We start from the raw sequence: 12,437 nt of genomic DNA, 5'->3' as shown, positions 1-12,437 counted from the left end.
GCCTTCGCCGACGGTGCGCTGACCGCTGGTCAGGTGGCGACGATCGCCCCGATCACGGGGGAGGAGCAGCGAGCGGCGGCCGAGGCGCAGGGAGTGGACCTGGGTGCGGTGGACCGGGCGCTGACCGAGGTCGCGCAGGGGCCGGCGCACGAGCGGCTGGCGCAGGCGGTGCTCCACTACCTCGAAGCCCTGGACCCGGACGGCACCAAGCCGGACCCGACCGAGGGGCGCCGCTTGTCGATCGCGAAGCACGCGGATGGCAGCGTCACCGGCCGGTTCGACCTGGATGCGGTGGGTGGGGAGAAGGTGCAGGCGGCGATCGAGTCGATCGTGCAGGCCAACCGGCCCCTCGGAGATGGCCGGACCAGGGCGCAGCAGAACGCCGACGCCCTGGTGCAGTTGTGTGACAACCAGCTCGCCGCCGGCACCCTGCCGACCCTGCGGACGGTGAAGCCGCACCTGGTGGTGACCATCGACGTCGACGACCTCGCCGACACGGGCACGACGGGGCCGGGGGCGGCGCGGACGGGGTTCGGTGCCCGGATCTCCGCCGCCCGGGCTCGCTGGCTGGCCTGCGACGCCACCATCTCCCGGCTCGTGATGGGCCCGGACGGGTTGCCGCTGGACGTGGGCCGGGAGAAGCGGGTCGTCCCACCGCACCTGCGACGGGCCGTGGAGCAGCGGGACGGCCACTGCGTGTTCACCGGCTGCGCAGCACCCACGCACTGGTGCGACGTCCACCACCTACGCGAGTGGGTCGCCGACCAGGGCGAGACCAGCCTCGACAATTCGGCGCTGCTGTGCGAACGGCACCACACCAAGGTCCACCACGGCTTCCGCGTCGAACGACGACCCGGCGGGCGATGGCGCACCTGGCGACCCGACGGCACCGAGATCCTGATCGGCACACCGCTGCTCGTCTGACCGCAGCACCCAGCAGGAGCCGGGTTTGCGCTTGCTGTCCAAGCGGGGGATGGCAGATCGTGTCCCTTCGACGAGGGCGTGGGCACCTGGAGGCCGGTGTGCCGCCGGCGCGATCGCGTGCCCGGTGGACCGGGGAGGAGAGGTCAGGATGCGGTTGGACCTCGAGCGGGTCCGCCTGGCGCGCAACCAGATCGACCCGGTCTTCCTGGACACGCCCCAGTACGAGTGCGAGCCCCTCGGGCAGGTGCTGGGGTGCCGGGTCGTCCTCAAGGTGGAGACCTTGAACCCCGTCCGCTCGTTCAAGGGCCGCGGCACCGAGACCGTGCTCACCCGCCTCCTCGACGGTGGCGGGGCGCGCTCCGTCGTCTGCGCGAGCGCGGGGAACCTGGGCCAGGCGCTCGCCTACGGGGGTCGAGCACGCGGCGTGGGCGTCACGGTCGTCGCCTCGGCGCGGGCCAACCCGTTGAAGGTCGAGCGGATGCGCGCGCTCGGCGCCGACGTCGTGCTGGTCGACGGGGAGATCGAGGAGGCGCTCGACACCGCTGCGCGGATCGCCGCGCGGACGGGCGCCCGGCTGGTCGAGGACAGCAGGGACGTCGGCACGTGCGAGGGAGCCGCGACGATCGGGCTCGAGCTCGCGGAGCTGCCCGGCGCCCTCGACGCCGTGCTGGTCTCGCTGGGCGCCGGCGCGTTGGCCTCCGGGGTGGGGTTCGCGCTGAAGAGCCTGCGCCCGGGCGTGCCGGTCGTCTGCGTACAACCCGAGCAGGCGCCGGCGATGACCCTCGCGCTGCGCGCGGGTGCGCCGGTCGAGGTCGGCGTCCCGCGGACCATCGCCGACGGCGTCGCGGGCAGGTACGTCATCCCGGAGGTCCTCGCCGACCTGTCCGCGGTCGTGGACGACGCGGTCCTGGTGGCCGAGGACAGCATCGTCGCGGCCATGCGCCTGCTCCACGAGCACGCGGGTCTGGTGGTCGAACCCGCCGGAGCGCTCGGCGTGGCGGCGGTCCTCGAGGACCGGGCGCGCTTCGAGGGCACGACCGTCGGCACGGTCCTCTGCGGGAGCAACGTGGCGCCGGCCGACGTCGACCGCTGGGTCCACGCTCCTCGACCGACCGCGGGCTGGTCCCACTGATGCACCCGGCGCTGCCCCGACCCGGCGCGGCGGTGGGATCCTGCCCTGGTGCCGGACGCCGCTGAACTGCGCCGACGGGTGCTCGCCGCCTGGACCGACTCGCCGGCCCGGTTCCGCGAGGACGCCAACGCCGAGGAGGACCTCGCCCGCGGCGGCTACCGCGACCGGCTGCTCGTCGAGCTCGCCCAGAACGCCGCCGACGCCGCCGCCCGGGCCGGCGTCCCCGGCCACCTCCGGCTCGAGCTGGCCGGCACCACCCTGCGCGCCGCCAACACCGGCGCCCCCCTCGACGACGACGGCGTGCAGGCCCTGGCCAGCCTCCGTGCCTCCGCCAAGCGCGGCGCCGACGCCACCGTGGGCCGGTTCGGCGTCGGCTTCTCCGCCGTCCTGCCGGTGTGCGACGCCCCCGCCGTCCTCTCCACCGACCGCTCCGTCCGGTTCAGCGCCGACGACACCCGGGCCGCCGTCGCGCAGCTCCCGGCCCTGACCGACGAGCTCGCCCGCCGCGACGGCGCCGTCCCCGTCCTCCGGCTGCCCTTCGACGTCGACGGCGCGCCCCCGCCGGGCTTCGCCACCGAGGTCGTCCTGCCGCTCCGGCCCGGCACCACCGACCAGGTCCGCGCCGCCCTCGCCGGCCTGGCCGCCGAGGTGCTGCTCGCCCTGCCCGCCCTGCAGCGCCTCGACGTCGTGCTCGACGGGGCCACCCGCACCCTCGGGTCCAGCCCGGGCGCCACGACGGTGCTCACCGACGGCGACCGGACGACGACCTGGCGGGTGCACCGGCGCACCGGCGAGCTGCCCGCGGAGCTCCTCGCCGACCGGCCCGTCGAGGAACGCGGGCGGCGCGGGTACGTCGTCACCTGGGCGCTCCCCGTGGACGGCGACACCCCGGTCCCGCTGCCCGGCCGCCAGGTCCTGCACGCGCCCACGCCCAGCGACGAGCCGCTGTCGCTCCCGGCCCGGTTGATCGTGCCGTTCCCGCTGGGCCCCGACCGCCGGCACGTCGCCCCGGGACCGGTCACCGACGCGCTCGTCGCGGTGGCCGCCGACGGCTACACCGAGCTGCTGGCCGCCCTGCCGCCGCACCCGGTGCTGCTGCAGCTCGTCCCGCGTCCCGGCCTGGCCGCCGCCGAGCTGGACGCCGCCCTCGGCCGCGCCGTCCTGGACCGGCTCGGCACGGCCGCCTGGCTGCCCCCGGCCGACCCGGAGGAGAGCGCGCTCCGGCCGGACCGCGCCGTCGCCCTCGACGACCCCACCGAGGATCGGGTCGCCGCCCTCGTCGGCGTGCTGCCGGGCCTGCTGCCGGCCGGGTGGTCCCGTCGGACGGACGCCGCCGTGCTCCGCGCGCTCGGTGTGCGCCGGGCCGGGCTGGCCGACGTGGTCGAGGCGGTCCGGGGCGTGCAGCGCCCGCCGTCCTGGTGGGCCGCGCTCTACCTCGCCCTCGAGCGGGCCGACCGCGACGAGGTCGCCGCCCTGCCGGTGCCGCTGGCCGACGGCCGCACGGCGCACGGCCCGGCCGGGGTGCTGCTCGCCGACGAGACGCTGCCCGCGGCCCGGCTCGCCCCGCTCGGGCTGCGGATCGCGGACCCGGCCGCGGCGGCCGGGGGCGCCCACCGGGTGCTGGAACGGCTCGGCGCCCGCCCGGCCACGGCGGCCGCCGTGCTCGCCGACCCGGGCGTCCGGGCCGCCGTGGAGAGCTCGCTGGACCGGGCGGACGACGGCGAGGACGTCGAGCCGCTGGCCGACGCCGTCCTCGCCCTGGTCGCCGCGGCCGGGCCGGCGCCGGGTGAGCTGGACTGGCTGGCAGAGCTGGCGCTGCCCGACGACGACGGCGGCTGGGCGCCGGCGGGGGAGCTGGTCCGGCCGGGCTCACCGCTGGCCGACGTGCTCACCCCCGGGGCGCTCGGCGTGCTCGACCCCGAGTTCGCCGCCGAGCAGGACGCCGATGCGCTGCGGGCCGTCGGTGTGCTCGACGGCTTCGCGGTGCTCAGCGCCGACGACCCCGACGACCTCGACGTCGACCGGGTGGACGAGTGGGTGGACGCCGTCCTGGACCGGCTGCCGGCGGACGCGCCACCGCCGGTCTGGCCGCCGCTGACCGCCGTCCGGGACCTGGAGCTGGTGCGCGACTGGGACCGGGCGCTGCCGCTCCTGGCCGCGTCGCCGGCGGCCGCCCGGGCCGACGTCGACCTCGGCGGCACCGCCGTCCCCGGCTACCTGCGCTGGTGGCTGCGCACCTCGCCGGTGCTGCACGGGCGGCGACCCGACCGCCTGCGGCACCCGGAGGCGGTGGAGCTACAGGGACTGTACGAAGCGGCGCCCGAGGTGCCCGCCGACGTCCTGGAGCTGCTCCGGCCGTGGCGGACCGTCGCCGAGGTGCTGGCCGACGTGGACGACGCCCTCGACCTGCTCGGCCGGCTCGGCGACCCGGCGCGCACGGTGACGCCCGGGGTGCTGCGCACGGTCTACGCCCAGCTGGCGGGCGCGCTGGACGGCCTGGACGTCGACGCCCCGGCCCGGGTGCGGGTGGCGCCGGCGGCGGTGACCGACGACGCCGTCGTGCTGGACGCGCCGTGGTTGCAGCCACTGGTCGACCAGCCGGTTGTGCCGGCCGGCGGGGCGCCGCGCGCGGTCGCCGACCTGCTCGACCTCCCGCTGGCCAGTGAACTGGTCGGGCGGGCCCGGGTGACCAGCCGCGCGGCCCGGACGGTGCCCTGGGCTGAGGTGCCCGGCGCCGGCCTGGCTGCCGCGCGGCTGGGGGTGCCCGAGCTCGCCGGGTCGGTCGCCGTCCACCCGGCGCTGACGGTCACGGGCGGCCGGACGGTCTCCTGGTGGCCGGGCGAGCCGGACGCGGTCGACGGGTCACCGGCCGCGCTCGGCCGGGCCCTGGCCTGGCGGGCCACCGCCTGGCCGCTGCGGCAGGCGCTCGCCGAGGCGTTCGGCCACCCGCAGCGCGCGACCGAGCTCGCCGCCGAGGACGCCGTCACCTGAGGCCCTCCTGCAGGGGCCCGTCGCGAGCCTGCGAGCGGCGGCGGGCAGGAGGGTCCTTCCTCAGAACCAGCGCGGAGCGGCCTGGGCGCCGGGCGCGTGACCGTGCCGGCTGTCGGTCCGCGGGCCGTGGCCGTTGCCCCGGCCACCGGACCTCGGCGCCTGCTCGTGCGTCAGCCACGCCGTGTGCAGCGACAGCCACTGCTCAGCGGTGAGCTCCGACGCCCGGGACATCGGCGAGATGCCCTCGGCGTGCAGCCACCGGACCCCGGCGTTGCCGGGCAGCTGGCTGCGCAGCACGGCGCCCAGCGCTGGCTGCTTGCTGGCGCCGGGCGCGGACAGGACGGCGTGCGCGAGCCGGTCGAAGCCGGCGCGGTCGTCCTCGGTCAGCTGGGCGCGGGCCTGGGCCGCGGGGCCGTCGACGGCAGGGGTGGGTCGTGACATGGGGTGCCTCCAGGAGGGTGGGACGGGCGCCCGCGACGTCGGCGCGGGCGCGCCGGGAACGGGGAGGAGCGGTCGCGTCCGGTCGAGGACCGGCGGACGGCGGGGCTGCGCGGCAGCGCCCGCGGATCAGCTCAGGAGGTGCGCAGCCGCAGCCGCAGCGAGGTGTCGCCCATGTCGAGGACCGTAGGGGGTCGGACGGGGAGGCGTCGACCCATTTCTCAGGAGGCGTTCTCGCGGTTCTTGCGCGCCTGGTGGGCGGCGTAGCGCGCGGCGTCCTTCTCCCGGGCCGGCGCGTTCTTCTCCCACTTGACCTTCCGGCGGCGGGCCCGCTCCAGCTCACGGGCCTCGAAGTCCGGGTGCTCGTCCCAGCTGCTCGACAGCTGGACGACGACCACGCCGATCCCGCCGAAGATGAGCACGCAGGCGCCGAGGACCGGGTCGACCAGGAACGCCAGCACGCAGAGCAGCACCCAGAGGGCTCCGGCCACGACGGTCCGCTTCGGCATGCCCCCAGTATCCGCGTGTTGCCCGGCGCGCCCCAGCGGGCATGCTCGGGGCATGCCCGATCTCTCCGGACCCCCCTTCCGCGCCGACCACGTCGGCAGCCTGCTCCGCCCCCAGGGGCTCCACGACGCCCGCGCCCGGCACGCGGCCGGCGAGCTGGACGACGCAGAGCTGCGCGGCATCGAGGACCAGGCGATCGCCGACGTCGTCCAGCTCCAGGCCGACGTCGGCCTGCAGACGGCGACCGACGGCGAGTTCCGCCGCGCGACCTGGCACATGGACTTCATCTACGCCATCGACGGCATCAGCAAGGTGGCCGGCGAGGGCCGCGCCGTCCACTTCAAGAACGCCGACGGCTCCATCGACTGGGCGCCGGCCGGCCTGCACGTCGACGGTCCGCTGTCGATCGACGAGCCGATCTTCGGCGCCGACTTCACCTACCTGCAGTCGGTGGTGGGCCCCGGCCAGACGGCGAAGCTGACCATCCCGTCGCCGTCGATGGTCCACTACCGCGGCGGTGCGGCCGCGATCGACCCGGCGGTCTACCCCGACGAGGACGCCTTCTGGGCCGCGCTGTCGGCCGCCTACCGCCAGCAGGTGCAGGGCATCGCCGCCCTGGGCTGCCGGTACCTGCAGCTGGACGACACCAGCCTGGCCTACCTCAACGACCCGGCCCAGCGCGCCGAGCTCGACAGCCAGGGCCGGGACGCCGCGCACCAGCACGAGCGCTACATCCGGCAGATGAACGCCGCCCTGGCCGACCGGCCGGACGGGCTCACCGTCACCACCCACCTGTGCCGCGGCAACTTCCGGTCCTCCTGGGTCGCCGAGGGCGGCTACGACTTCGTCGCCGAGGCGCTGTTCGGCGACCTGGACGTCGACGGCTTCTTCCTCGAGTTCGACGACGAGCGCTCGGGGACCTTCGAGCCGCTGCGCTTCGTCCCGCCGGGCAAGCGCGTCGTCCTCGGGCTGGTCACCACCAAGCGCCCGGACCTGGAGAGCAAGGACGACCTGAAGCGGCGCATCGACGAGGCGGCCCGGTACGTGCCGCTGGAGCAGCTCGCCCTGTCCCCGCAGTGCGGGTTCAGCTCGACCGTCGAGGGCAACGCGCTCACCCGGGACCAGCAGATCGCCAAGCTGGCCCTGGTCGTCGAGACCGCGCAGGAGGTCTGGGGCTGACACGCCTCCTCCGGGGGGCACCCGGCGTGGCGTCACCGCCACGCCGGGTGCCCCTTGTGCACAACCCAACGGGTCTCTACCGTTGGCCGTGCGGTTCAACCACCAGCCGCGACTGGGTGCAGCACCTCGCCCGGCGTACGCGGCAGGCGGCGATCGCCCCGGCCGGACGGCCCGCTGGAGGCTCGCCATGACCGCACTCCCCGTCGACATCGACCCGACCCGCATCGACGTCCGCGCCTCGACGTCGTCGGAGGGCACCACGGTCACCGTGACCGGTGAGGTCGACTCGACCACCGCCCCCGGTCTGCGGACCTGCCTGCTCGAGGTCATCGCCCGCCCCGGCCGCGCCGCCGTCGAGGTCGACCTCCGCGCCGTCACCTTCCTGGACTCCGCCGGCCTCTCCGCGCTGGCGACCGCGCACCGGGCCGCCGTCGCCTCCGGCCGGGTGCTGCAGATGCGCTGCGGCACCACGCGCGCCGTCGTCCGGCCGCTGCAGATCACCGGCCTCTGGACCGTCTTCACCGTCGTCGACGCCTGACCCGACGCCGGGTCCGACGAAGGGCCCGACGCTGGGCCACCATGGCCCGATGGACGACGCCGTTCCCGCCCAGCTGCACCCCGAACTCGCTGCGCTGCTGCCCCGCCTGGACGTGCCCCCGGCCCGCGAGGTGGGTCTCGAGGCCGCCCGCGCCCGGTTCGCCGCGCTGCTCGCCGACGGGCTGGCCGGTGGCCCCGCGGTCGACGTCCAGCAGCTCGACGACGGCGGCCGGGTGTACCGCCCGGCCGACGCGCGCGGCGCCACCGTCGTCCTGCTGCACGGCGGCGGGTGGACCGTCGGCAGCGTCGCCGACTACGACGGGCTGGCCCGCCGGCTCGCCGCGGCGCTGCCCGCGGTCGTGGTGTCGGTCGAGTACCGGCGGGCGCCCGAGCACCCGTTCCCCGCGGCGGTCGACGACGCCGTGGCCGCCACCCGCTGGGCGCTCGACCACGCCGCGACCCTGGGCGGGGACCCCGGCCGGGTCGCCGTGGCCGGCGACAGCGGTGGCGGCAACCTCGCGGCCGTCGTGTGCCAGCAGCTGCGCGACGCCGGTGGTCCGCAGCCGGCCGCGCAGCTGCTGCTCTACCCGAACGTGGCGCGGGGCGCCGACCAGCCGTCGGTGGCCGCCTTCGGCCACCTGCCGTTCCTGACGCTGTCGGACATGGCCTGGTACACCCGGAACTACGTCCCGCGGGGCACCGACCTGGGCGACCCGCGGATCAGCCCGGCCGAGGGCGACCTCTCCCGGCTGCCGCCGGCGCTGGTGGTCACCGCCGGAGTCGACCCGCTGCACGACTCCGGCCGGGCCTACGCCGAGGCGCTCGCCGCCGCCGGCACCTCGGCGCAGTGGCTGGACGAGCCGGCCATGGCGCACGGCTTCGCGCACCTGGTCGCCCTCGCCCCGGCCGCGGCGGCCGCCCTCGACCGGGTCCTCGCCCGCGCCGCCGCCCTCCTGCACGCCCCCTGACCGCGAACACGGCCATCTTCGGCCCGATCCGTAGGCCGGAGATGGCCATGTTCGGGCTCAGTGGTCGGCCCCGCTGCAGGGCCCCGCCGCGAGCCGGCGAGTGGTGGGGGGCAGCGGGGTCCTTCCTCAGGTGGCGGGGTCGCGGTCGGGGTAGCGGGCCCGCGCCAGCGCGTAGACACCGAACAGGGCGAACCCGGCCGCCACCGCGGTGAGCAGCCACTGCCCGGTCGGCACGTCGGCGATCACGTTCATCGCGCCGTCCAGCCCGGTCGCGGTCGAGACGTCCTGGGTGGCCGCCGCGTACACCAGCAGCCCGCCGGACAGGCTGAACGCGATCCCCTTGGCCACGTACCCGACCGAGCCGACCCGCTCGATCAGCGGCTCCCACCGGTCGGGCGCGGCGTCGAGGTCGACGTCCTTCATGAAGCCGCCCGTGACCCCGCGCACCAGCACGTACACCCCGACGGCCGCCACCCCCAGCCCGACGGCGACCACCAGCGCCGAGCCGCCGGGGATCTCCAGCGCCTCGTCGGTCAGGTCGCGGAAGCGGGCGGCGGCGTCGTACTCCGCGCCGACGGCGAAGAACAGCGCGGTGACCCCGAGGACGGCGTAGACCACGGCCTTGGCACCGCACTTGGCGCAGAGGACGGCGGTCCGCAGCCGGTGGTCGGGCCGGAGCAGCCCGGTCCACCAGCGCAGCACCTCACCGCCCTGCCAGAGCGCCAGGGCGAGCATGCCCAGCCCGATGACCCACAGCAGGACCCGCCCGCCGGGGGAGGAGCCGACGGTCTGCAGCGCCCCGGTCTGGTCGGCGTCCTCGGTGCTCGGCTGCACGAACCAGGCGATCCGGAACGCCAGCCAGCCGATGAGCACGTGCAGGACGCCGTAGGCGACCAGCCCGACCCGGGCCAGGTGGGTGAGCACCGGGTGGTCGGTCACCTCGCGGGCCCGGGCGACGGCGTCGTGCACGCGCTGGGGGACGACGTTCACCCGGCGATCGTGCCCGACGAGCGGGACCGCCGCCCGCCGGTCAGGTGCGCCGCGGGTGGCGGGCCCGGAAGAAGGCGAAGACGCCGAACGCCGCGATGCCCAGGGCGACCACGGTGAGCAGCGCCTTCCCGAACGGGGCGTCGAGCAGGGTGCGCATCGCGCCGTCCAGGCCGCTGGCCTTGTCCGGGTCGAAGGTGACGGCGGCCCAGCCGACCAGGCCGCCGACCAGCGCCAGGGCCACGCCCTTCGCCGGGTAGCCGACCAGGCCGAAGCGCTCGATCAGCGTGCGCTCCCGGGCCGAGGCGCGGGCGGTGTCGACCTCCTTCATGAACTTCCGGGTCACGCCCTTGCGCACGTGGTAGGCGCCCACCCCGATCAGCACCAGGGCCGCGGCACCGACCAGGAAACGGCCACCGGGCCAGCTGAAGACGCCGGCCACGGCACCCTGCTGGTCGCTGGAGCTGGACGACCCGCCGCCGGTGGCGAACCGGAGGGCGGTGATCCCCAGGAAGACGTAGACGGCGGCCTTGGCGACCGACTTGGCCGAGCCGGTGGCGGCCTTCTTCTTCCGCTCGCCGGTGCCGCGCAGCCCCGGCAGCTGGGCGAAGAGCTCGGCGAGCTGCCACACCGCCAGCGCGAACAGGCCGATGGCCACCACCCAGAGCAGCGGTTTGCCGAACGGCTGCTCGGCCAGCGTCGACATCGCCCCGGACTGGTCGGCCGAGTCGCCGCCCCCGCCCCCGCCCCAGGCCAGCTGCAGCGCCAGCCAGGCGATCAGCAGGTGGACGACGCCGTAGGCGATGAGCCCGACCCGGGCCAGCGCCTCCAGCCCGTCGCTGTCGCCGGCCTGACGGGCCGACGAGACGGTCCCCGAGGTGTCCATGTCCTGCTCCTCCTGCTGCCGGGTCCCCGGCGATCGCCCCCGTGGCGGCGCTCAGCGTGGCACAGCGGGGACCCCGCCGCCGGAGGAACGGCGGTGCCCGTCCGCCGGGTCGGCCCGGGAGTGGGGGAGACTGGGCGCGTGACGAACAGCGTGACCGCCGGCCGGCTGGCCGGGACCCCCGCCGCCCCGCCCACGCCGCAGGAGGCCCGCGCCACCTGGCCGCGGATGCTGGCCCTCGGTGCGGCCCTGCTCGTGCTCGGGGTGCTGGCCCTGGTCTGGTCCGACGGTGGCCCCCGGGTGCTGCTGGGCGCCCTCGGGCTGTTCGCCGTCGTCCGCGGCGTCGCGGTGCTGCGCGGCGTGCGGGCCGGGCTGGTCGAACGGACCGGTGCGGTCACCGGTGCCGGCGCCGTCTGGTTCGGCCTGGTGGCGGTCGGTCTCGCCGTGCTGTCGCTCACCGCGACCGGCTGGGCGCTGGTCGTCGCCGTGGTGCTGGTGCTGCCGGTGCTGGCCGCGGCGCTGCCCGACCGCCGTCCCGCCCTGCTGGGCGGAGCGGTCCTCGTCGCGGCGGCGGCCGTGGTGCTCGGCCTGGTCGGTGGCGTCGACGCGCTGCTGGCGACCGGCCGGACGACGGCCGGCGTGCTCGCCGTCCTGCTGGGGCTGGCCAACCTCGCCGGCGGTGCCGGGATGGCCCGGATCGCCCGCCGGCCCGCACCGGAGCCGGCCGCCGGGTGCGGTGGCTGCGCCTGCGGCGCGGGCGGCTGCGGCTCCCTGCGCTGACCCGCGGAGCCCACTGAGCCGACCCGCGGGGCTCGCGGGGTCACCCGTCCTCCAGACGTCCCCTGCCGGACACCTGGCCGTCATCCGGCGGCCCTAGCGTCGGAGCTGCGGTTGCCGGGTGGACCCCCGGCCCGCCGGCAGAGCGGCCGGACACCTCGGCTGGGCACGGAGGACGGGACCCATGAGCACCCTCGAACGCACCCTGTGGACCTGCGACAACTGCAGGCACACCAACGCCGCGGAACGGAAGCGGTGCACCGACTGCGGCACCACGCGGCACTGACCCACCTGCTCCGGCCGGGCGCAGCGACGCGCCGGTCCGGGGCCTTTCTGCCCCGCGGCGAGGGGTGAACCGCGCTGGCGGTGGTAACGACAGCGGGCATGGCTGATCTCGCCGATGCCGCCGGCCGGGTGGTCGCCGTCCCGCTGGCCGCCCTCGCCCGGGTCCGCCGGGCCAAGCCGATGCACCCGCACGGAGCGGTGTTCCCCGCCGTGCTGCGGCGGCAGGGCATCGGCGTGGGCATCCCGTGGCTCGACGCGGTCGGTACCGACGACGCCGCGGTCCGGTTCTCCCGGGGTGCCGGCCTGCCGGCCCGGTTCCCCGACCTGCTGGGGCTCGCACTGCGGGTCGCCGGGGACCCGCCGGTCGACCTGCTGCTCTCCTCGGCCGGGCGCGGCCGGTGGACCCGCCGGGTGCCGGTGCTGCGCCGGGACGCGGCCACCCCGTACGGGTCGGTCATGGCCTACCGCAGCGCCGCCGGGCCGGTCTGGCTGACCGCGCTGCCGCAGGGCGGCCCGCTGCCGTCGGACGCCGCCGGCCTGGCCGCCGCCGCCCCCGGCCGGGTCGTGCAGCTCGACGCCGCCGTCGGCCGGGGCCCGTGGCGGACCTTCGGCACCCTGCTGGTGGGTCCGGTCGCCGGGCCGCTCGACCCTGACCTCCGCTTCGACGCCGTGCTGTACCCCCCGCCCGGCCTGACCACCGACGGCCCGATGGCCCGCTTCCGGCGGCCCGCCTACGCCGCGGCGCGGGTGGCCCGTGGTGCGCCCCGGGACGCGCGGGAGCCGGTCCCGCCGTCGCGCCGGTCGGGTCCTGACCGGAAGTGATCGTTTT

The 12,437-nt window shown here is 76.9% G+C and carries 12 protein-coding genes; 8 read left to right on the top strand and 4 right to left on the bottom strand.

Features of this window, described 5'->3' with window-relative positions; all coding sequences use genetic code 11:
• From HL054_RS20890 to HL054_RS20880, 3 genes are all read left to right on the top strand, one after another.
• On the top strand, nucleotides 1–924 hold a 924-nt coding region (locus HL054_RS20890; RefSeq protein WP_369141039.1), incomplete at its 5' end, for an HNH endonuclease signature motif containing protein.
• A 148-nt stretch (nucleotides 925–1,072) separates the two neighbouring features.
• Entirely contained in the window at nucleotides 1,073–2,056 is a 984-nt protein-coding gene (locus tag HL054_RS20885) for a threonine ammonia-lyase (protein ID WP_369141038.1), read from the top strand.
• A 48-nt stretch (nucleotides 2,057–2,104) separates the two neighbouring features.
• Nucleotides 2,105–5,047: a sacsin N-terminal ATP-binding-like domain-containing protein gene (locus HL054_RS20880; RefSeq protein WP_369141036.1), complete on the top strand. Its 2,943-nt coding sequence runs from the start codon at nucleotides 2,105–2,107 to the stop codon at nucleotides 5,045–5,047.
• Between the two features lie 60 nt (nucleotides 5,048–5,107).
• Here the strand turns inward: HL054_RS20880 and HL054_RS20875 are convergent, their stop codons facing one another.
• Both HL054_RS20875 and HL054_RS20870 read right to left on the bottom strand, forming a co-directional pair.
• Nucleotides 5,108–5,488, bottom strand: coding sequence for a hypothetical protein (locus HL054_RS20875; RefSeq protein WP_369141035.1), 381 nt, complete (start codon nucleotides 5,486–5,488; stop codon nucleotides 5,108–5,110).
• 218 nt (nucleotides 5,489–5,706) lie between these two features.
• On the bottom strand, nucleotides 5,707–5,994 hold the full coding sequence (locus HL054_RS20870) for a hypothetical protein (protein ID WP_369141034.1): 288 nt from the start codon (nucleotides 5,992–5,994) through the stop codon (nucleotides 5,707–5,709).
• A 52-nt stretch (nucleotides 5,995–6,046) separates the two neighbouring features.
• On the opposite strand from HL054_RS20870, the gene HL054_RS20865 reads away from it, so the two are divergent.
• The 3 genes from HL054_RS20865 to HL054_RS20855 all read left to right on the top strand — a co-directional run bounded on the left by HL054_RS20865 (nucleotide 6,047) and on the right by HL054_RS20855 (nucleotide 8,676).
• The gene (locus HL054_RS20865) at nucleotides 6,047–7,171 is read left to right on the top strand and encodes a 5-methyltetrahydropteroyltriglutamate--homocysteine S-methyltransferase (RefSeq protein ID WP_369141033.1); all 1,125 of its coding nucleotides are present in this window, start codon (nucleotides 6,047–6,049) and stop codon (nucleotides 7,169–7,171) included.
• 187 nt (nucleotides 7,172–7,358) lie between these two features.
• Nucleotides 7,359–7,709, top strand: coding sequence for an STAS domain-containing protein (locus HL054_RS20860; RefSeq protein WP_369141031.1), 351 nt, complete (start codon nucleotides 7,359–7,361; stop codon nucleotides 7,707–7,709).
• Between the two features lie 49 nt (nucleotides 7,710–7,758).
• Complete coding sequence (locus tag HL054_RS20855; RefSeq protein ID WP_369141029.1) at nucleotides 7,759–8,676, top strand: alpha/beta hydrolase; 918 nt, start codon at nucleotides 7,759–7,761, stop codon at nucleotides 8,674–8,676.
• Between the two features lie 126 nt (nucleotides 8,677–8,802).
• Here the strand turns inward: HL054_RS20855 and HL054_RS20850 are convergent, their stop codons facing one another.
• Both HL054_RS20850 and HL054_RS20845 read right to left on the bottom strand, forming a co-directional pair.
• The gene (locus HL054_RS20850) at nucleotides 8,803–9,666 is read right to left on the bottom strand and encodes a DUF1206 domain-containing protein (RefSeq protein ID WP_369141028.1); all 864 of its coding nucleotides are present in this window, start codon (nucleotides 9,664–9,666) and stop codon (nucleotides 8,803–8,805) included.
• Between the two features lie 40 nt (nucleotides 9,667–9,706).
• On the bottom strand, nucleotides 9,707–10,549 hold the full coding sequence (locus tag HL054_RS20845) for a DUF1206 domain-containing protein (protein ID WP_369141027.1): 843 nt from the start codon (nucleotides 10,547–10,549) through the stop codon (nucleotides 9,707–9,709).
• Nucleotides 10,550–10,687: 138 nt separating this feature from the next.
• Here HL054_RS20845 and HL054_RS20840 point away from each other — a divergent pair, with 138 nt between their 5' ends.
• Both HL054_RS20840 and HL054_RS20835 read left to right on the top strand, forming a co-directional pair.
• Nucleotides 10,688–11,326 carry a hypothetical protein gene (locus HL054_RS20840; RefSeq protein ID WP_369141026.1) on the top strand — a complete coding sequence of 213 codons (639 nt, stop codon included), beginning with the start codon at nucleotides 10,688–10,690 and terminating at the stop codon, nucleotides 11,324–11,326.
• 381 nt (nucleotides 11,327–11,707) lie between these two features.
• Nucleotides 11,708–12,430, top strand: a complete 723-nt coding sequence (locus tag HL054_RS20835) for a phosphodiesterase (protein WP_369141025.1) — start codon at nucleotides 11,708–11,710, stop codon at nucleotides 12,428–12,430.
• The last annotated feature ends 7 nt before the right edge of the window (nucleotides 12,431–12,437 follow it).

Origin of the sequence: Modestobacter versicolor, from assembly GCF_041028285.1 — a bacterium.
Classification (GTDB): domain Bacteria; phylum Actinomycetota; class Actinomycetes; order Mycobacteriales; family Geodermatophilaceae; genus Modestobacter; species Modestobacter versicolor_A.
Note: the sequence above shows the minus strand (reverse complement) of the source record. Positions and strands in the feature narration are given on the sequence as shown.

Excerpts from the sequence above, each read along its gene's own strand:
- HL054_RS20885 (WP_369141038.1), top strand. The coding sequence starts at position 1,073 with ATGCGGTTGGACCTCGAGCGGGTCCGCCTGGCGCGCAACCAGATCGAC.
- HL054_RS20855 (WP_369141029.1), top strand. The coding sequence starts at position 7,759 with ATGGACGACGCCGTTCCCGCCCAGCTGCACCCCGAACTCGCTGCGCTG.
- HL054_RS20845 (WP_369141027.1), bottom strand. The coding sequence starts at position 10,549 with ATGGACACCTCGGGGACCGTCTCGTCGGCCCGTCAGGCCGGCGACAGC.
- HL054_RS20860 (WP_369141031.1), top strand. The coding sequence starts at position 7,359 with ATGACCGCACTCCCCGTCGACATCGACCCGACCCGCATCGACGTCCGC.
- HL054_RS20865 (WP_369141033.1), top strand. The coding sequence starts at position 6,047 with ATGCCCGATCTCTCCGGACCCCCCTTCCGCGCCGACCACGTCGGCAGC.
- HL054_RS20875 (WP_369141035.1), bottom strand. The coding sequence starts at position 5,488 with ATGTCACGACCCACCCCTGCCGTCGACGGCCCCGCGGCCCAGGCCCGC.
- HL054_RS20870 (WP_369141034.1), bottom strand. The coding sequence starts at position 5,994 with ATGCCGAAGCGGACCGTCGTGGCCGGAGCCCTCTGGGTGCTGCTCTGC.
- HL054_RS20835 (WP_369141025.1), top strand. The coding sequence starts at position 11,708 with ATGGCTGATCTCGCCGATGCCGCCGGCCGGGTGGTCGCCGTCCCGCTG.